Origin of the sequence: Nocardioides bruguierae (assembly GCF_023554635.1) — a bacterium.
GTDB lineage: Bacteria > Actinomycetota > Actinomycetes > Propionibacteriales > Nocardioidaceae > Nocardioides > Nocardioides bruguierae.
Genome location: NZ_JAMJPH010000001.1, coordinates 84981 through 102572 on the forward strand (window position 1 = coordinate 84981; position 17592 = coordinate 102572).

Genomic DNA, 17592 nt, shown 5'->3' on the forward strand with positions numbered 1-17592 from the left:
GCCGCCCCGGCACCCGCCCCGGCACCCGCCCCGGCGCCCTGCCCGGGACGCGTCGGCGGACACGTCCGGTCGAGCCGGACGGACGATGCCGCGCGGGCCCGCGAAGCCCTATGGTGAGCGGGTGGCAGCACCCTCGCAGCGGCGACGCCTCCCGGACCTGCGTGCGCGCTCGACGCTCGCGGGCGAGGCCGCCGCGGCCTCCGCCGAGGTGGAGCGGGCGCTGGAGAGCACCGAGGACGCCACCGCGGCCGCGTTCTTCGACGTGGACAACACGATCATGCAGGGCGCCAGCATCTTCCACCTGGCCCGCGGCCTGTACCGGCGCGAGTTCTTCTCCACCCGCGAGATCGCCTCGGCGGCGTGGAAGCAGGCGTACTTCCGGGTCGTCGGCGTGGAGGACCCCGAGCACGTCGCCGACGCGCGCAACTCGGCGCTGGAGTTCATCGCCGGGCACACCGTGGCCGAGCTGGAGGAGCTCTCCGAGGAGATCTTCGACGAGGCGATGGCGCACCGGATCTGGCCCGGCACGCGGGCGCTGGCCCAGATGCACCTGGACGCCGGCCAACGGGTCTGGCTGGTCACCGCCGCGCCCGTGGAGATCGCGCGGATCATCGCCCGGCGGCTCGGCCTGACCGGGGCGATGGGCACCGTGGCCGAGCACGAGGACGGCGTCTACACCGGCCGGCTGGTCGGCGACATGCTGCACGGGCCCGCCAAGGCCGAGGCCGTGCGGGCGCTGGCCGAGCGGGAGGGGCTGGACCTCGAGCGCTGCTCGGCCTACTCCGACTCCCACAACGACCTGCCCATGCTCACGATGGTCGGCGACCCGTGCGCGGTGAACCCCGACCGGCGCCTCCGCGTGCACGCCAAGGCGCACGGCTGGCGGGTCCGCGACTACCGGACCGCCCGCAAGGCCGCCCGGGCCGGTCTCATGGTGGGCGCGGCCGCCGGCGCCACCGCGGGTGCCGCCGCCGGTGCGGCCGCGGCCGCGGGGGCCCTGCGGGGGCGGCGCTGAGCCTCGTCCCGGCGAGGGGGACCACGCGGGACTAGTCCCTTCGGGCCACCGACGGACCTACCGGCCGGTCACGTTTGTGCTCGCACCGTTCCCGCAGCGCAGCGATTTACGTACCCTCGGTCACGCTCTGTGAGGGAGCAGTGACCGGGAGGACGTACGGATGGCTGGGTACGCCGCGGAGGTGGTGCGGAGCCTGCGCGCCCTGCGCACGGCCTGCGCCGACCTCCTGCCGCCGGCGCCGACGCCCGTGCTGTGCACGGTGCCGGCGGGTGCCCGCCCCGCCCCGGGGGCGCACGCCGACCGGGTGCTGGCCGCGCTCGGCCTGCTCAGCGAGGCGCTCTCCTCCGACCCGGCGGTGGCCGAGGTGCCGGGCCCGGGCGGCCCCGGCGACGACAGCGGCCTGGCCACGTCCTCGGAGGAGTCCGCCGCCGACCGGGAGCGCCTCATCGCCCTGGTCGAGCTGGCACGCAAGGGTGACGCCGAGGCGTTCGGCCTGCTCTACGACCACTACCAGGCCTCGGTCTACCGCTTCCTCTACTACCGCACCCGCTCGGTGCCGCTGGCCGAGGACCTCACCTCGGAGACCTTCTTCCGGGCGCTGCGCTCCATGCAGGGCTTCCGCTGGCAGGGCCGCGACTTCGGCGCCTGGCTGATGACCATCGCGCGCAACCTGGCCACCGACCACTTCAAGGCCAGCCGCACCCGCCTCGAGATGACCACCGAGGACATGGGCCTGCACGACGACGCCGACGAGGAGACCCCCGAGGGGCTGGCCATCGAGGGCCTGACCCACGAGGTCCTGGTGGGCGCCCTCAAGCAGCTGCCCGACGAGCAGCGCGACTGCATCGTCATGCGCTTCCTCCAGGGGATGAGCATCGCCGAGGTCGCGGCCGTGCTGGGCCGCAGCGACGGCGCCGTCAAGCAGCTCCAGCTGCGGGGCGTGCGCAACCTCGCCAAGCTGATGCCGGAGGGCCTGCGATGAGCCCCCGCATCGTGTCGGTCGAGATGACGGACGTCACCCTGCGGGGCGCCGTAACCCCGGGTGCACGACCGTCGTTGAGCAGCGTGCCGGGTCGCGAGCACCCGGTCGCGGGGTCCGCTCCGTCGCACCCCGCCGCTCCCACGAAGGGACACCGCTCATGAGCCCCGTCTTCGCCGCCCGGCGTCGGGCCGAGGAGTTCGACGCCCAGGTCGAGGCCGCCCTGGCCGGCCGCCGCGTCGACGACCCCCGGTTCGCCGAGCTGGTCGAGGTCGCCGCGGCCCTGCGCGCCATGCCTGCTCCCCCGCAGCGTCCCGACGTCGCCGCCGACCTTCGCGAGCGCCTGATGGCCGCCGCGGCCACCGAGCTGGTGCCCGGCAAGGAGGCCGCGGACGACCCGCTCCAGGTGGGCAGCCGCCGCACCGCCGGCCGCTCCGGCACCCGCACCCGGGAGCGCCGCTTCGCCGTGGCCGTCGGCGGCCTCGCCGTGCTCGGCGCGACCACGTCCGTGGCCGTCGCCGCCCAGTCCGCGCTGCCCGGCGAGTCGCTCTACCCGGTCAAGCGGGCGATCGAGAACATCCACACCGGCTTCAGCGTCGGCGAGGCCGACCGCGGCCAGGTGCTGCTGGCCGGCGCCACCGACCGCCTCACCGAGCTCACCGAGCTCTCCCGCCAGGGCCGCGGCGACGGCGCCACCGCCGACGAGGTGCTGGCCGACTTCCGCGCCCAGACCCAGGAGGGCGCCGACCTCCTGCTCGAGGACTACGCCGCCAACGGCGACGAGGCCACCATCAGCCAGCTCCAGGCCTGGACCGTCGAGAGCATGGGCTCCCTCGCCGACCTCGCCGACCTGCTCCCCGGCCAGGCGGACGCGGCGCTCGTCGCCGCCGGCCAGGTGCTCTCCGACCTCGACACCCGCACCAGCGAGCTCTGCCCGTCCTGCGACGGCGGCCGCCTGGTCGACGTCCCGCTGTTCCTCTCCAGCGCCACCGAGGAGGCCACCCGCGGCGTCCAGGACCTCGTCGAGGGCACCCTGGTCGTCCCGAAGTCCAGCTCGGGCGGGGGCACCGGGAGCAAGCAGGGCTCGTCCGGCGGCGGCAAGCAGGGCTCCACGGCCGGCTCCGGCGGCAGCGGCACGTCCGGCTCGAGCGGGTCCTCCGGCTCGGGCTCCGGCTCGGGTGGCGGGGGCACGACCGGCGACGTCCAGGTGCCCACCTCCGGGCCGACCGGCGTCGGCGACGGCCAGGTGCTCGGCCAGGTCGGCGACACCGTCGAGGACGTCGTGGAGGACCCCGCCGAGGCGGTCTCGTCGGTCGCCGGCGACGTCGTGGACGACGTCACCTCCGGCGTGGGTGACCTCGTGGACGGTGTCGGTGACGGCGTCGGGGACCTGACGGACCCGCTGCTCGGTCAGTGATCCCCGGGTCGTCCGGCACTCCCGGTCGACCTGATCAGGTCAGCCGAAGACGGACTTCCGCTCCATCAGCAGCCGGTAGAGGGTCTGCTGGATCGACTCCCGCACCTGGTCGGTGACGTCGAAGACCAGCATCGGGTCGTCCGCCGCCCCGTCCTCCAGCTCGTCGGTGCGCACCGGCTCGCCGAACTCCATCAGCCACTTGCTGGGCAGCGGCACCATGCCGAGCGGCCCCAGCCACGGGAACAGCGGCGTCACCGGGAAGTACGGGACGCCCAGCACCCGCGCCAGCGTCGGCATCGAGGAGAGCATCGGGTAGATCTCCTCGGCCCCGACGACCGAGAGGGGAACGATCGGGGTGCGGGTGCGCAGGGCGGCCGAGACGAAGCCGCCGCGGCCGAAGCGCTGCAGCTTGTAGCGCTCGGCGTACGGCTTGCCCAGGCCCTTGAAGCCCTCGGGCCACACGCCGACGAGCTCGCCGCCGGCGAGCATCCGGTCCGCGTCCTCGCTGCACGCGAGCGTCGCGCCGCCCATCCGCGCCAGCTGCGCGACCACGGGGGTGCGGAAGACCAGGTCGGCGCCGAGCGGGCGGACGAACCGGCCGGTGCGGTCGTGGACCGTCACCATCGTCATCAGCCCGTCCCACGGCAGCGTGCCGGAGTGGTTGGAGACGATGAGGGCGCCGGAGTCGGTGGGGATGTTCTCGATCCCGCGGACCTCGATGCGGAACCACTTCTGCGCGACCGGCCGCAGCGCGGTGAGGAAGAAGCGCTCGGTGACCTCGGGGTCGAAGCCGTACTCGTCGACGGCGTAGTCGCCGGTCAGGCGGCGGCGGACGAAGGCGAGCAGCCGGGCCAGCTCCTCCTCCCACTCGGGGCCGAAGACCTCCTTGGCGGCGCCGGTGAGCGCGTTCATCAGCTCGGCCGGGGAGACGTTGCCCAGCGGGTGCCGGTCCGCCGTGGTGGTCGAGGAGGTGGTCGAGGAGGTGGTGGCGTCGGCCGCGGGGCCGGCGGCGCCGCCACCGATCGAGTCCTCGTCGGTCCAGCCGGGGTGGGCGCCCGCGTCGGTGGCCCCGTCCTGCGCGTCCGCGGCGTCCGAGATCTCCTCGGGCTGCTCGGGCGGCTCGGGGCTGCGCTGGGCGGCGGGGCGACGAGCGCCGCCGGCGAGGCCGCGGGAGGCGGACGAGGGGGTCGTGCTGCCGGTGCCGCGGCCGGGGCGGCCGCGGGTGCCGATCGGGATCACCTCGGCGTCACCCACGGGCACCTCCGGTCGGGACGAGGCGGGCCAGCGTGCCGAGCGCCTGGCCGGCGACCTGCTGGGCGGTGGCGCGGGCGGGGCCGAGGACCGGCGGCAGGGTGGAGCCGAAGTCGGCGAGCGCCTGCTCGGTGGTGAACGCGGGCTCGAAGCCGAGCACCTCGCGCATCCGGGTCGTGTCCACGCCCCGACCATAGGTGAGGAAGGCCAGCTGCTCCGGGGAGAAGTCGGCGACGTGCGCCTTGCGCAGCACCTGGCCCAGACGACCCACGGCCGTGCCGGGCATCGGGGCGGCCGGCCGGCCGAGACGGCGCAGGGCCTGGGAGAGCACGACGACGCCCTCGCCGGCGACGTTGACGGTGCCGGAGACGCCCTCGCGCAGTGCCGCGAGGTGGAGGACGGAGAAGAGGTCGTCCTCGTGCAGGAGCTGCATCCGCGGGTCGTAGCCGAGCACGGTCGGCACGACCGGGAGCCGCAGGTAAGAGGTGATCGGGCTCTGCACGTGCGGGCCGACGACGTTGGCGCAGCGCAGCGTGAGCACGTCGACGTCGGGGCGACGGCGGGCGAAGCCGCGGACGTAGCCCTCGATCTCGGCGACGTCCTTGGCGTAGCCGCTGCGTGGGGCGCGACGCGGCTGCATGTCCTCGGTGAACATCGCCGGGTCGGCCGGCGAGGCCCCGTAGACGGTGGTCGTCGACTTCACGACCAGCCGGCGCACCGTGCGGGCGCGCTGGCAGGCCGCGAGGAGCTGCATCGTCCCGATGACGTTGAGCTCCTTCATCGTGTGCCGACCCCCGGCGCTGCCGGGGGTCGCGATGATGCTCATGTGGACGACGGTGTCGACGTCCTCCTTGGCGATCACCTTGGCGATCACCGGGTTGCGGATGTCCACCCGCACGAACGACACGGCGCCGACGTCCCCGCGGGGCGGGACGACGTCGACGCCGATGACCCGGTCGACCTCGGGGTCGGCCGCGAGCGAGCGCGCGAATCGTCGCCCGAGGTCCCTGGAGACCCCGGTGACGAGAACGACACGCCCCATGCGCAGCCCCCGTTGCTCGACCGTGCTGCTGGGCTCGGGCTTACTTGCCGAGCTTGCGACGCTGGACGCGCGTCTTCTTCAGCAGCTTGCGGTGCTTCTTCTTGGCCATGCGCTTGCGACGCTTCTTGATGACAGAACCCACGGTGAACCTTTCAGACTCGGGGTCGCTCCGGGTGCACGGAGGACCGCACCAGCCTAGCGGCCCGCCTCACGGGCAGCAGAATCCGCAGCCGGGGGCGGGTGCCGGGCGGCACCACGCCGTCGCCGGCGGACTCAGCCCGCGTCGTAGAAGGACTTGCGCAGGTACTCGGAGGCGTCCTCCTCGCGCACCCGGAACGAGCGGCCGACGCGCACGGCGGGCAGGTCACCGTTGTGCACGAGCCGGTACACGGTCATCTTGGAGACGCGCATCATCTGCGCGACCTCGGCCACCGTCAGGAACTTCGCCTCGGAGATGTCCCCGGACGGGTTGGGAGCCATGTGCCACCGCTTTCTGTTCGGCCCGCTCGACGGCTTCCCCACCATCGGGCACGCGGGCTCGTTCCATGAGTGAGCCTAGTGCCAGTTGTGACGCATGGGGAAGACTGGACGAGATTCTTAGCCTCCACACCGGCGTGTCGAGTTGAATCCATACCCGATCGGGCGTACGGCCGTCAGGGCATCGGGTCGAGACCGTGCAGCGGGAAGACCGCCAGCCGGGCCTCGTGCACAGCCGCGTCGAGCCACTGCTCGGGGTCGTACCCCTCCGACCACGGCCGGTAGTCGGTGCGACCGCCGTCCGTCATCCGCTTCGGGCCGTCCAGGCCCAGGCGCTGCTGGACGTGGTCGAGCCAGCGCGTCGGCACGTCCAGGTCGGACGGCAGGGGCCGGCCGGCGACCTCGGAGAGCAGGTGGGTCCACGTCCGCGGGACGACCCCGACCAGCTCGTACCCGCCACCACCGACCGCCACCCAGCGACCGCCGGCATGCTCGTGCGCCAGCTGGTGCACGGCGGCGTGCCCGGCGCGCTGGCCGTCGACCGAGAGCGAGAGGTGGGTCAGCGGGTCCTCCACGTGGGAGTCGCAGCCGTGCTGGCTGACCAGGACGTCGGGGCGGAACTCCTCCAGCAGCGGCGGCACGACCGCGTGGAAGGCCCGCAGCCAGCCGGCGTCCCCCGTGCCGGGCGGCAGGGCCACGTTGGCGGCCGAGCCCTCGGCCTGGCGCCCGCCGGTGTCGGCGGGGAAGCCCGTGCCGGGGAACAGCACCTGCCCGGTCTCGTGCAGGGAGATGGTGAGGACACGGGGGTCGTCCCAGAAGATCCGCTCCACCCCGTCCCCGTGGTGGGCGTCGACGTCGACGTAGGCCACGCGCTGGGCGCCGTGGTCGAGCAGCCACTGGATGCCGACCGCCACGTCGTTGTAGACGCAGAAGCCGCTGATCCGGTCGGGCATGGCGTGGTGCAGCCCGCCGGCGATGCTCGCCGCGTGGCCGGCGTCCCCCTGCCAGACCTGGCGGCACGCCTCGACCGTGGCGCCGACGACGTGGGCGCCCGCCTCGTGCATCCGGTCGAAGATCGGGTTGTCCTCGGTGCCGATGCCGAGCCGCTCGTCGCCCGCCCCGCCGTGGCCCGCCTCGCGCACCGCGTTCATCAGGCGCACCAGGTGGACGGTGCCCACCAGCTCGTCGTCGGCGACCGGCGCGTCGACGCGCTGCAGGGCGCCGGGGCCGGAGAAGAGGCCGAGCTCGTCGGCCAGCCGCATCGTCAGGTCCACCCGCAGCGGCGACATGGGGTGGCCGGGCCCGAAGTTGTAGCGGGTGAGCGAGTCGTCGAAGACGGCGACCGCGGACGTCTGACACTCGGGCACGGCGCCACGCTACCTGCTGCTAGATTGCGATCGTGCTGCACGTCACCCGACCCCTGTGCTGGTGGACCGCCTGAGGCGGCCCCCGGTACCCAGCACACCCACCGAGACGCACCGCCTCCGCGCGGTGCGTTCGTCGTCCGGGGACTCCCGGCCCGCACCGTGCGGGTCACGAGAGGACACCGCCATGACGACCACCACCTCCATCACCGGCTCCGCCACCACCCTGGCCGACCGCCAGCTCTCCCTGCTCAAGCCGACGGGCCGCCTCACCCTGGGCAACTACCTCGGCGCGCTGCGCCCCATGGCCTCGGGCCAGGACGAGGCGGAGTGCTTCTACGGCGTCGCGGACCTGCACGCGCTCACGGTGGGCCACGACCCCGCCGAGCTGCGCGAGCGCAGCCTGGAGCTGGCCGTCTCGCTGCTCGCGGTCGGCCTCGACCGCTCGACCCTGTTCGTGCAGTCGCGGGTGCCCGCCCACCGCCAGCTCGCCTACCTGCTGGAGTGCGTGGCCACCACCGGCGAGCTGAACCGGATGATCCAGTTCAAGGAGAAGGGACGCGGCGTCGACTCGACCCGCACGTCGCTGTTCACCTACCCGGTGCTGATGGCCGCCGACATCCTGCTCTACTCACCACGCCGGGTGCCGGTCGGCGACGACCAGCGCCAGCACGTGGAGCTGACCCGCGACCTGGCGCTGCGGTTCAACCGCACCTACGGGCAGGTCTTCGTCGTGCCCGAGCTGGCCACGCCCCCGGTCGGGGCACGCGTCATGGCGCTCGACGACCCGACCGCGAAGATGGGCAAGACCGGCTCGAGCGACGCGGGCACGATCTTCCTGCTCGACGACCCCGACACGATCGTGCGCAAGCTCTCGCGCGCCGTGACGGACTCCGAGACCGGCCCGGACGCGGTGCGCGCCGACCGTGAGGCCAAGCCCGGCGTCACCAACCTGCTGGAGGTCCTGGCCGCGTGCGGCGGCTCGCCCGCCGACGTCCGCGGCTACGGGGACCTCAAGCGCACCGTGGCCGACGCGGTGGTCGCCGAGCTCGAGCCGGTCCAGCGCCGCTACCGCGAGCTCGCCGCCGACCTCACCCACGTCTCGACCGTGTACGCGACCGGCGCCGAGCGTGCGCGGTCGGTCACCGAGCCCGTGCTCAACGCCGCCACCGCGGCCCTGGGTCTGTTCTAGGAGCCCAGGGCGGCGGACCGGTCGCGGGCGGCCTCCATGGCGGCCAGGAACGCGGCGCGGACGCCGTGCACCTCCAGCTCGCGCAGGGCGGCGGCGGTGGTGCCGGCCGGGGAGGTGACCTGCTCGCGCAGGACGGTGGGGTGGGTGCCGGTCTCGCGCAGCATCGCGCCCGAGCCGACGAGGGTCTGCACCACCAGGTCGGTGGAGGTCGCCCGCGGCAGGCCGAGGTGCACGCCGGCCTCGATCATCGACTCGACCACGTAGAAGAGGTAGGCCGGGCCGGAGCCGGAGATGGCCGTGACGGCGTCCTGCTGCTTCTCGGGGATGCGCAGCACCTTGCCCACCGACGACATCAGCGACTCGGCGTAGGCCAGCTGCTCCTCGGTCACGCTGGAGCCCTCGGAGACGGCGGCCATGCCCTCGTCGACCAGTGCCGGGGTGTTGGGCATGACGCGGACGACGGCCACGCCCTCGGGCACGTGGGACTCCACGAACGCGGTGGTGATGCCCGCCGCCAGGCTGACCAGCAGCTGGCCGGGGCGCAGGGCGGGGGCGATCTCGTCGAGCACGGCACCCATGTCCTGCGGCTTGATCACCAGCGCGACGGTCTGGGCCTCGCGCGCGGCGGTCAGGTTGTCGACGACCCGGACGCCGTAGCGCTCCTCCAGCTCGGCGGCGCGCTCCGCCCGCCGCTCGCCCACCAGCAGCGAGGACGGGGCGTGCCCGGATCGGACCAGGCCGGAGATGAGGGTCTCCCCCATCACGCCGGCCCCGATGACGGCGGTCTGCTCGCTCATGGTCCTACTGTCGCGGCTGCCCGCCGGCGTCCCCACCCCGGGGTCACCTGCTGGGACGCGCCGGGCAGCGAGTCAGGTGCGGCGCACCAGGCTGGTGAGCAGCAGCCGGAGGCTGGCGGGGCGCTCGGCGAGCCGGCGCACAAGGTAGCCCCACCAGCGCGCGCCGTAGGGCAGGTACACGCGGACGGTCTCGCCGGCGGCGACGAGGCGGCGCTGCTCGGTCTCGCGGATGCCGTAGAGCATCTGCAGCTCGTACGAGCCCGGCTCCCGGCCGTGCCGCGCGGCCAGGGCGAGGGCGACGCCGAGCAGGCGCGGGTCGTGGGTGGCGATCATCGGGTAGCCCGCGCCGGCCATCAGCACCTTGAGGCAGCGCACGAAGGAGCGGGAGACGTCGAGCGGGTCCGTGAAGGCCACGGACGCCGGCGCGGCGTACGCGCCCTTGCACAGCCGCACCCGCGAGCCCTCGCCGGTGAGCAGGCGGACGTCGCCCTCGGTGCGGTGCAGCTGGGCCTGCACGGCGACGCCGGTCTCGGGGAAGTCCTTGCGCAGCTCGCGCAGCGTCTGGAGCGTCGCGTCGGTGGTGGTGTGGTCCTCCATGTCGAGGGTCACCGCGGTGCCGGCGTTGCGGGCCGCCCGGCAGATCGTGCGGGCGTGCTCGAGGCTGGTCCGCTGCCCGTCCGGCAGGCCCTGGCCGAGCGCCGAGAGCTTGAGCGAGACCTCGGCGCCGGGGGTCAGCCTCCGCTCGACCAGGCCGGCGAGCAGCTGCCGGTAGGCCTCGACGACCTCCTCGGCGTCGGCGGGGTCGGTGACGTCCTCGCCGAGGTGGTCCAGCGAGACGGTCAGGCCGTCGGCCTCCAGGGCCCTGGCCGCGTCCAGCGCGTCCTCCAGCCACGGGCCGGGCACGTAGCGGCTGACCAGCTGCGCCGTGGCCGGCATGGAGGTGAGCGCGACCCGCGCGCGCTCGTTGCGGGCGAGCATCAGCAGCGGGGCGCGGAGCAGCGGCATGTGACCCAGGTTACGGCGTGCGGCGGCGCAGCGTCGCGGCGCCGAGCGCGAGCGCGCCCACCGCGAACCCCGCGACGACCGCGAGGTCGGCGAGCGCCTCCCCGAACGCCCCGTCCACCGCGTCGGCGGTCGTCAGGGCCGTCATCGCGTCCACCGCGTAGGAGAGCGGCAGGACGTCGGAGATGGCACCGAGCACCCCGGGCAGCGCCTCGCGCGGCACGAAGAGGCCGCACACCAGCAGCTGCGGGATGACCACGGCCGGCATGAACTGCACGGCCTGGAACTCGGTGGAGGCGAAGGCCGAGACCAGCAGGCCGAGGGCGGTGCCGAGCACCGCCACGACCACCGCCACGAGCGTGAGCTGCCACAGCGGCCCGGGCACCTCCAGCCCCAGCAGCCAGGTGGAGACCCCGACCGCGAGCACCGACTGCGCGAGCGCCGCCAGGGCGAAGGCCAGCGCGTAGCCGAGCAGGAAGTCGCCGCGGCCCATGGGCATCGCAGCAGCCGCTCGAGGGTGCCGCTGGAGCGCTCGCGCAGCGTGGTCACGCTGGTCACCAGGAACATCACGGTGAACGGGAAGATCGCCAGCAGCGCCGGCCCGACCCCGTCGAAGGAGTCGCCGGGCACGTCGGAGAACACCCACCACAGCAGCGACATCAACGCCGTCGGCAGCACCAGCAGCATGGCCACGGTGCGCCGGTCGCGCCGCAGCTGCGCGAGCACCCGCAGCGCCACGGCCAGCGTGACCGGCAGCGAGACGAACCGGCTCATCGCGCACCTCCCACGAGGCTGAGGAAGGCCTCCTCGACCGTCGCGGCGCCTGCCGCGTCCTTGATCGCGGTGGGCGTCTCGTCGGCGATCACCGCCCCCTCGCGCATCAGCAGGAGCCGGTCGCAGCGCTCGGCCTCGTCCATGACGTGGGAGGAGACGAGCACGGCGGTGCCGCCGTCGGCGAGCCGGTGGAACAGGCCCCACAGGTCGACGCGGAGCACCGGGTCCAGCCCGACGGTCGGCTCGTCGAGGACGAGGAGGTCGGGCCGGCGCAGCAGGGCGACGGCGAGGCTGACCCGTGAGCGCTGCCCGCCCGAGAGCCGCCCCACGAGCGCGTCGCGGTGCTCGGCCAGGTCCACCTCGTCCAGCACCCGCGCCACCGCCGCACCGACCTCGGCACGGCCGAGGCCGAGCACCCGGGCGAAGAAGCGGAGGTTCTCGGTGACGGTGAGGTCGTCGTAGACCGAGGCCGCCTGCGTCACGTACCCGACCCGCTCGCGCAGGGCGCGGCTGCCGGCCGGCAGTCCGAGCACGTCGACGGCACCGCCCTGGGTGCGCTGGACGCCCACCAGCGCCCGCATGAGCGTGGACTTGCCGCACCCGGACGGCCCGAGCAGGCCGGTCACGCCGGGGCCGATGGTGAGGTCGAGGCCGTCGAGCACCGTGCGCCGCCCGCGGCGCACCACCAGCCCGGAGACGGTGACGACCGGGGTCTCGGCGCTCATGGCGCCATTCTCACCCGCCGGTGCGCTCGGCGGCAGGGACGAAGTGCTCGCGGGCGAACGCCAGCGACTCGGCGAGGTCGGCCTCGCGCTCCTCGCGGGAGTCGCAGCGGCGGGTGTTGATCTCCAGCACGATGTCGCCGGTGAACCCCGTGGAGGCGATGTGCCGCAGGAACTCGGCGGCGCGCATCGACCCGCGCCCGGGCACGAGGTGCTCGTCCTTGGCCGAGCCGGTGCCGTCGGTGAGGTGCACGTGGCTGAGCCGCGCGCCCTGGGCGGTGGCCATGTCCACCACGTCGTCGTGGGCGATCGAGGCGTGCGAGAGGTCGATCGTGGTGTGCTCGTAGGGCTGGTGCGTGGGGTCCCAGTGCGGCAGGTACATCTCCATGCCGCGCTTCTGGGTGGCCCGCCAGGGGTACATGTTCTCCACCGCGAACGTCAGCCCGGTCGAGGCCTCCAGCGCCGCGATCCCCTCCGCGAACCCGCTGGCGTACTCCTTCTGCCAGCGGAACGGCGGGTGGACGACGACGGTGCCGGCGCCCACCTCGTGCGCCATCTCCGCGGAGCGCTGGAGCTTGCCCCACGGCTCCAGCCCCCAGACCCGCTGCGTGAACAGCAGGGTCGGGGCGTGCACGGCGCAGATCGGGATCTCGTGGTGCTCGCTCAGCTGCTTGACCGCCGAGGTCTGCTGGCTGAGCGCGTCGATGCCGACCATCACCTCCACCGCGTCGTACCCCAGCCGCGCGGCGTAGGCGAAGCCGTGCGCGGTCGACTCGGGGTAGACCGAGGAGGTGGACAGTCCGATGCGGGTGGGCACGAGATCGCTTTCCTGGACGGGGGTGGGCGGGTGGCTTCCTCGCCGCCTCAGCGGCTGCGGAAGGGCAGCTGGTCGAGCCGCTCGAGGATGATCCCCTCGCGCAGCGCCCACGGGCAGACCTCGAGCTCGGTGAGGTCGAAGATGTCCATGGCCGCCTCGGCGACCAGCGCGCCGGGCAGGATCTGGTGGGCGCGGCTGGCCGAGACGCCCGGCAGGCTCGCCAGCTCGGCGGTGCTCATGCCGGCCAGCTTGGGGATCCACTCCCCCAGCGTCTTCTTGGGGATGGTCCGCTTGACCAGCGAGCCCTCCGAGTAGGGCGCGGCCCCGCAGATGCGGGCCAGGGAGCGGAACGTCTTCGAGGTCGCGACCGAGCGGTCGGGTGCGCCGGCGCGCAGCAGGTGGCCCGCGTCGGCGGCGATGTCGGCACGGATGCGGCGGCGCAGCGCTCGGATCACGTCCTCGTCCACGTCGCCGTCGAGGTGCTCACGGGCCAGCCGGGCGGCGCCGAGCGGCAGCGACCAGGCCACCTCGGGCGCCTCGTCCTCGCCGCCGGCGATCTCCAGCGAGCCGCCGCCGATGTCGAAGACGGCGAGCCGACCGGCCGACCAGCCGAACCAGCGGCGCACCGCGAGGAACGTCAGGCGCGCCTCGTCCTCGCCGGAGAGGATGCCGATCCGCACGCCCGTGGTCTCGAAGACGTGGTCGAGCACCGCGTCGGTGTTGGTGGCGTCGCGCACCGCGGAGGTGGCGAACGCGAGGATGTCGGAGCAGCCCTTGTCCTCGGCGACCACGAGGGCGTCGGCGACGAACGTCGTCAGCGCCTTGACCCCCTTGGCGGAGACCGCGCCGGCGTCGTCGCCCTCCAGCACGAGGTGCTCGGCGAGCCGCAGCGGCTCCTTGTACGAGTACGCCGGCAGCGGGCGGGCGCCGCCGTGCGCGTCGACCACCAGCAGGTGGCCGGTGTTGGAACCGATGTCGAGGACGCCCAGGCGCATGTGCCCGAGGCTACTCGCCACGACGGCGAGGGGGTGCCACATAGGGTGGGCCGCGTGCCCGAGGTGGACCTGGACTTCGCGCGCACCTGGGTGGAGTTCCTCAATCCCGAGGACGCCTCCGAGGTGCTGCGCTGCGACCTGACGTGGTTGACGTCGACGTGGACCTGCATCTTCGGGCGGGGGTGCCAGGGCATCGACGCCGACAGCCCGGACATGGGCTGCTGCACCCTGGGGGCGCACTTCACCGACGCCGAGGACGAGGACCGCGTGGCCGCGTTCGTCGACCGGCTCGACGCCGACACCTGGCAGCTGCGGCCGCGCCGGAGGAAGGTGACGCGGGACGACTGGGTCGTCACCGACGACGAGGGCGCCCGGGTCACCCGCACCGTCGAGGTGGACGGGCAGACCGCCTGCGTCTTCCAGAACCGCCCCGGCTTCGCCGCCGGCGCCGGGTGCGCCCTGCACGGCCTGGCCCTGGCGGACGGGGCGGAGCCGCTGACGACCAAGCCCGAGGTCTGCTGGCAGCTGCCCGTGCGGCGCACCTTCCGCGAGGTCGAGCGGCCCGACGGCACCTCCTACACCGAGGTCGGCATCGGGGAGTACGACCGGCGCGGCTGGGGCCCCGGCGGGCACGACCTGGACTGGTACTGCTCCGGTGCCACCGAGGCGCACGTGGGCTCCGAGCCCGTCTACCGCTCGAACGCGGCCGAGCTGGTCGAGCTGATGGGTCGGGGCGCCTACGACGAGCTGGTGCGGCACTGCGAGGCCCACGAGCGGCGGCGGCTGCCGCTCATGGTGCACCCGGCCGACCCGCAGCACTGACCCACCACTGACCCTGCCCTGACCCCGCGCAGGCACCGCACGGGCGCTGCGCTTGGCGCTCCCCCCGCCGGGATGTCAACCGCGGCACGCCGATGAATCCCGCCCACGGGTAAAGAATCTCGACGTCGAGAGATGGCGACCCCGATGTGACCTGCGGCCGCGCCAGTGCTCACAATGCTGGCATGCGCCTGGACCACCTTTCCTACGCCGCAGGACCCGACGGCCTCGAGGGCACCGCGAAGCGGATCGGGACCCTGCTGGGCGCCGACTTCGTCGACGGTGGCGTCCACCCGCGCTTCGGCACCCGCAACATGGTGCTGCCGCTGGCCGGCCGCACGTACCTGGAGGTCGTGGAGGTCCTCGACCACCCGGCCTCGCAGAAGGCCTCGTTCGGCCAGGCGGTGCGCGCGCGCTCCAGCCTCGGCGGCGGCTGGCTCGGCTGGGCCGTGGCCGTCACCGACCTGCCGACCATCGAGGAGCGTCTGGGGCGCAAGGCCTACCAGGGCAGCCGGCACCGTCCCGACGGCATCGAGCTGCGCTGGAAGCAGATGGGCCTGACCAGCACCGCCGCCGACCCCCAGCTGCCGTTCTTCGTGCACTGGGAGATCGAGCCCGACCTGCACCCCTCCGTCGGCGCCGACGAGCGCTTCTCGCTGGAGTGCCTCGAGATCGCCGGCGACCCGCAGCGCGTGAGCGACTGGATGGGCGAGCCCGTCGAGAAGCCGCTCGAGGACGTCAAGGTCGAGTGGGTCGCCCCGCACGGCACCCCCGGCATCGTCGCCGTGCAGGTCCAGACCCCGCACGGCCTCGTCCGCCTCTGACCGGGCAGGACGGCTCCGGCCCCGGCCAGCAGCTGTGGACCGGGGTGCCCGAGGAGCTGCGTGAGCGGCTCCCCGACGGTGCGGTGCCGAGCCCGAACATCTGGCACCACACCGAGGTCTACGAGATCGAGAACCGGGCCGTCGACCCCGACGGCCTGATCGAGGCCGCGATGCGCGCCGTGCACGACTGGGCCGGCGCCGACGTCCTCGACCTCGGCTGCGGCAGCGGGTTCCACCTGCCCCGGTTCGCCCGCACCGCGCGCACCGTCACCGGCGTCGAGCCGCACCCCGACCTGCGCGCCATCGCCGCCCGCCGCACCCGGCGGCTGCGGGCGCTGCGCACCGTCCGCGTCCTCGAGGGCACCGCCCAGGCCACCGGGCTGCCGGACGCCTCCGTCGACGTCGTGCACGCCCGCTGGGCCTACTTCTTCGGCCCCGGCTGCGAGCCCGGGCTGGCCGAGCTGGCGCGGGTCGTGCGACCCGGCGGCACGGCGCTCGTCATCGACAACGACCCCACCCGCTCCACCTTCGGCTCGTGGTTCCGCCGCGGCTACCCCGAGTTCTCCGCCGCCCACGTGGTCGAGCGGTTCTGGGCCGACCAGGGCTTCCACCGCGAGCCCGTGATGGTGCGGTGGGAGTTCGACGCCTGGGAGGACCTCGAGGCCGTGGTGCGCATCGAGCTGCCCGGCACCGTCGCGGACGAGGCGCTCGCGGAGCAGCGGGCCGCCGGCACGCTCAGCGTCGACTACGCGGTGAACGTCTTCTCCCGCACGTACTGAGTGGTCGCCTCCGGGTGGTCGCGCCGTCCCGGTGGTCGAGCAGCGAGGAGCCCCGGCGACGAGCGCGCGTCGAGACCACCCGACCGCCGACCTCAGCCCCGGACCGGGCCGGAGGAGTCCCGCACCTCCAGCGTCGGCTCCAGGAGCACCCCGTGCGCCTGCGGCACGGGCGGGTGCGAGAGCAGCCCCTCCAGCGTCGCGACGATCTCGACCGCCACCTGCTCCAGCGGCTGGCGCACCGAGGAGAGGCCGGGGCGGACGACCTGGGCGACCTGGCTGTCGTCGAAGCCGACCACCGCCACGTCGTCCCCCGCGCGCAGGCCCCGCTCGTGCAGGGCGTGCAGCACGCCCACCGCGAGGGTGTCGGAGGCGCACACGAACGCGGTCGGCTCCGCCTCGTCCAGGAGGACCTCGGCGGCGCTGCGGCCGGAGACCACCGTGTCCTCGACGCGGGAGGCCAGGCCGGTGGTGGGCAGGCCGCGCTCGTGCATCGCGCGCACCCAGCCGGAGCGGCGGTCCTCGCCGATGGGCGAGTCCTTGCGCCAGCCGATCCACGCGACCCGGGTGTGGCCCTTGTCGAGGAGGTGCTCGGTGGCCAGCGCGACCCCGGCGGCCCCGTCGACGTCCACCCAGGCGTGCGCGCCGTGCGTGGCCTCCCACGGGCGGCCGAACGCGACGAAGGGCGCGCGGCGCTGGTCGAGCCAGCCGGCCTGCGGGTTGCCGAGGTAGGTGTCGGTGACGACGAAGGCGTCGACCGCGGTGGAGCGGAGCAGGTCGTCGTAGCCGGCCAGCGGGTCCGCGGGGTCGCCGGTGAAGAGCAGGACGTGGTAGCCGGCCTCCTTGGAGGTCTCCACGAGCGAGTGGACGAAGCGGTCCATCGTGGCGTTCGCCGTGCCCTCCTGCGCGGGCTGGATGCGCAGCCCGATCAGGTGGGAGGTGCGGGTGCGCAGGCTGCGGGCCGCCCGGTTGGGCAGGTACCCGAGCTCGGTGATGGCGGTCTGCACCCGCGCCAGGGTGTCGGCGCGCAGCAGGTCGGGGTTGTTGACCGCGTTGGAGACCGTCTGCCGCGAGACCCCCGCGCGCTCCGCGACGTCCGCCAGCGTGGGCGGTCCGGACGACGGCCGAGAGCCCGAGCGCGCCACGCGACCTCCCTCCCTGGTGGTCCGCCCTGCCGGGCCGTCCCGCTGCTGTGCGACCGCGCTGCTGTGCGCCGGGTCACTCCTCTGTCGCGGGAGCATATCGGCGCACCGGCGTCCGCGGCGTGACCTGCGCCGCAGGGGGGCGCGGACGGCGGCCCCTCCTCCCCCTTCCCCCTCCTGCGTGGTT

20 protein-coding genes are annotated in these 17592 nt (G+C 74.2%); 8 read left to right on the forward strand and 12 right to left on the reverse strand.

All coding sequences use genetic code 11. From position 1 onward, the window contains the following. The first annotated feature begins 121 nt into the window (after positions 1-121). The 3 genes from M8316_RS00360 to M8316_RS00370 all read left to right on the forward strand — a co-directional run bounded on the left by M8316_RS00360 (position 122) and on the right by M8316_RS00370 (position 3411). Complete coding sequence (locus tag M8316_RS00360; RefSeq protein ID WP_250050944.1) at positions 122-1015, forward strand: HAD family hydrolase; 894 nt, start codon at positions 122-124, stop codon at positions 1013-1015. A gap of 160 nt (positions 1016-1175) precedes the next feature. Further along, positions 1176-1997 carry a sigma-70 family RNA polymerase sigma factor gene (locus M8316_RS00365; RefSeq protein WP_250050945.1) on the forward strand — a complete coding sequence of 274 codons (822 nt, stop codon included), beginning with the start codon at positions 1176-1178 and terminating at the stop codon, positions 1995-1997. Between the two features lie 157 nt (positions 1998-2154). After that, positions 2155-3411, forward strand: coding sequence for a DUF5667 domain-containing protein (locus M8316_RS00370; RefSeq protein ID WP_250050946.1), 1257 nt, complete (start codon positions 2155-2157; stop codon positions 3409-3411). A 39-nt stretch (positions 3412-3450) separates the two neighbouring features. Here the strand turns inward: M8316_RS00370 and M8316_RS00375 are convergent, their stop codons facing one another. The 5 genes from M8316_RS00375 to M8316_RS00395 all read right to left on the reverse strand — a co-directional run bounded on the left by M8316_RS00375 (position 3451) and on the right by M8316_RS00395 (position 7548). Further along, positions 3451-4665 carry a lysophospholipid acyltransferase family protein gene (locus tag M8316_RS00375; RefSeq protein WP_250050947.1) on the reverse strand — a complete coding sequence of 405 codons (1215 nt, stop codon included), beginning with the start codon at positions 4663-4665 and terminating at the stop codon, positions 3451-3453. Then, on the reverse strand, positions 4658-5704 hold the full coding sequence (locus tag M8316_RS00380) for an NAD-dependent epimerase/dehydratase family protein (protein ID WP_250050954.1): 1047 nt from the start codon (positions 5702-5704) through the stop codon (positions 4658-4660). The genes M8316_RS00375 and M8316_RS00380 overlap by 8 nt, the downstream gene beginning before the upstream one ends. 40 nt (positions 5705-5744) lie before the next feature. After that, on the reverse strand, positions 5745-5846 hold the full coding sequence (locus M8316_RS00385; protein ID WP_008356322.1) for a 30S ribosomal protein bS22: 102 nt from the start codon (positions 5844-5846) through the stop codon (positions 5745-5747). Between the two features lie 131 nt (positions 5847-5977). After that, the gene (locus tag M8316_RS00390; protein ID WP_250050956.1) at positions 5978-6184 is read right to left on the reverse strand and encodes a helix-turn-helix domain-containing protein; all 207 of its coding nucleotides are present in this window, start codon (positions 6182-6184) and stop codon (positions 5978-5980) included. A 173-nt stretch (positions 6185-6357) separates the two neighbouring features. Continuing rightward, complete coding sequence (locus M8316_RS00395) at positions 6358-7548, reverse strand: acetoin utilization protein AcuC (protein WP_250050958.1); 1191 nt, start codon at positions 7546-7548, stop codon at positions 6358-6360. 184 nt (positions 7549-7732) lie between these two features. Here M8316_RS00395 and trpS point away from each other — a divergent pair, with 184 nt between their 5' ends. Continuing rightward, positions 7733-8737 carry a tryptophan--tRNA ligase gene (gene trpS, locus M8316_RS00400; protein WP_250050960.1) on the forward strand — a complete coding sequence of 335 codons (1005 nt, stop codon included), beginning with the start codon at positions 7733-7735 and terminating at the stop codon, positions 8735-8737. Here trpS and proC read toward each other — a convergent pair. The 3 genes from proC to M8316_RS00415 all read right to left on the reverse strand — a co-directional run bounded on the left by proC (position 8734) and on the right by M8316_RS00415 (position 11035). After that, positions 8734-9534 (reverse strand): pyrroline-5-carboxylate reductase, encoded by an 801-nt coding sequence (proC, locus tag M8316_RS00405; RefSeq protein ID WP_250050962.1) that lies wholly within the window; start codon positions 9532-9534, stop codon positions 8734-8736. The two genes, trpS and proC, sit on opposite strands and share 4 nt — an antisense overlap. Before the next feature lie 72 nt (positions 9535-9606). Further along, a complete protein-coding gene (locus M8316_RS00410) occupies positions 9607-10539 on the reverse strand; it encodes a proline dehydrogenase family protein (RefSeq protein ID WP_250050964.1) in 933 nt (310 codons plus the stop codon). Between the two features lie 10 nt (positions 10540-10549). Then, a complete protein-coding gene (locus tag M8316_RS00415) occupies positions 10550-11035 on the reverse strand; it encodes an ABC transporter permease (RefSeq protein WP_250050966.1) in 486 nt (161 codons plus the stop codon). Between the two features lie 18 nt (positions 11036-11053). Between M8316_RS00415 and M8316_RS00420 the strand changes: the two genes are divergently transcribed. Beyond that, the gene (locus M8316_RS00420; RefSeq protein WP_250050967.1) at positions 11054-11332 is read left to right on the forward strand and encodes a hypothetical protein; all 279 of its coding nucleotides are present in this window, start codon (positions 11054-11056) and stop codon (positions 11330-11332) included. Here M8316_RS00420 and M8316_RS00425 read toward each other — a convergent pair. Genes M8316_RS00425 through M8316_RS00435 form a run of 3 tightly spaced genes read right to left on the reverse strand, consistent with a single transcriptional unit; the run spans position 11307 to position 13844 of the window. Next, on the reverse strand, positions 11307-12035 hold the full coding sequence (locus M8316_RS00425) for an ABC transporter ATP-binding protein (RefSeq protein WP_250050969.1): 729 nt from the start codon (positions 12033-12035) through the stop codon (positions 11307-11309). The genes M8316_RS00420 and M8316_RS00425 overlap by 26 nt on opposite strands. A 10-nt stretch (positions 12036-12045) precedes the next feature. Further along, complete coding sequence (locus M8316_RS00430; RefSeq protein WP_250050971.1) at positions 12046-12849, reverse strand: sugar phosphate isomerase/epimerase family protein; 804 nt, start codon at positions 12847-12849, stop codon at positions 12046-12048. Between the two features lie 47 nt (positions 12850-12896). Then, positions 12897-13844, reverse strand: a complete 948-nt coding sequence (locus M8316_RS00435) for a Ppx/GppA family phosphatase (RefSeq protein WP_250050973.1) — start codon at positions 13842-13844, stop codon at positions 12897-12899. Positions 13845-13898: 54 nt separating this feature from the next. On the opposite strand from M8316_RS00435, the gene M8316_RS00440 reads away from it, so the two are divergent. From M8316_RS00440 to M8316_RS00450, 3 genes are all read left to right on the forward strand, one after another. Then, positions 13899-14666: a DUF3109 family protein gene (locus M8316_RS00440; RefSeq protein ID WP_250050974.1), complete on the forward strand. Its 768-nt coding sequence runs from the start codon at positions 13899-13901 to the stop codon at positions 14664-14666. 182 nt (positions 14667-14848) lie between these two features. Next, positions 14849-15487 carry a VOC family protein gene (locus M8316_RS00445; protein ID WP_250050982.1) on the forward strand — a complete coding sequence of 213 codons (639 nt, stop codon included), beginning with the start codon at positions 14849-14851 and terminating at the stop codon, positions 15485-15487. Positions 15488-15531: 44 nt separating this feature from the next. After that, entirely contained in the window at positions 15532-16266 is a 735-nt protein-coding gene (locus M8316_RS00450) for a class I SAM-dependent methyltransferase (RefSeq protein ID WP_250050984.1), read from the forward strand. 92 nt (positions 16267-16358) lie between these two features. Here the strand turns inward: M8316_RS00450 and M8316_RS00455 are convergent, their stop codons facing one another. Beyond that, on the reverse strand, positions 16359-17408 hold the full coding sequence (locus M8316_RS00455; RefSeq protein ID WP_250050986.1) for a LacI family DNA-binding transcriptional regulator: 1050 nt from the start codon (positions 17406-17408) through the stop codon (positions 16359-16361). Positions 17409-17592: the final 184 nt, after the last annotated feature.

Coding starts and splice junctions, on each gene's coding strand:
- M8316_RS00365 (WP_250050945.1), top strand. CDS start 1,176: ATGGCTGGGTACGCCGCGGAGGTGGTGCGGAGCCTGCGCGCCCTGCGC.
- M8316_RS00370 (WP_250050946.1), top strand. CDS start 2,155: ATGAGCCCCGTCTTCGCCGCCCGGCGTCGGGCCGAGGAGTTCGACGCC.
- M8316_RS00380 (WP_250050954.1), bottom strand. CDS start 5,704: ATGGGGCGTGTCGTTCTCGTCACCGGGGTCTCCAGGGACCTCGGGCGA.
- M8316_RS00390 (WP_250050956.1), bottom strand. CDS start 6,184: ATGGCTCCCAACCCGTCCGGGGACATCTCCGAGGCGAAGTTCCTGACG.
- trpS (WP_250050960.1), top strand. CDS start 7,733: ATGACGACCACCACCTCCATCACCGGCTCCGCCACCACCCTGGCCGAC.
- proC (WP_250050962.1), bottom strand. CDS start 9,534: ATGAGCGAGCAGACCGCCGTCATCGGGGCCGGCGTGATGGGGGAGACC.
- M8316_RS00410 (WP_250050964.1), bottom strand. CDS start 10,539: ATGCCGCTGCTCCGCGCCCCGCTGCTGATGCTCGCCCGCAACGAGCGC.
- M8316_RS00415 (WP_250050966.1), bottom strand. CDS start 11,035: ATGCCCATGGGCCGCGGCGACTTCCTGCTCGGCTACGCGCTGGCCTTC.
- M8316_RS00425 (WP_250050969.1), bottom strand. CDS start 12,035: ATGAGCGCCGAGACCCCGGTCGTCACCGTCTCCGGGCTGGTGGTGCGC.
- M8316_RS00435 (WP_250050973.1), bottom strand. CDS start 13,844: ATGCGCCTGGGCGTCCTCGACATCGGTTCCAACACCGGCCACCTGCTG.
- M8316_RS00445 (WP_250050982.1), top strand. CDS start 14,849: ATGCGCCTGGACCACCTTTCCTACGCCGCAGGACCCGACGGCCTCGAG.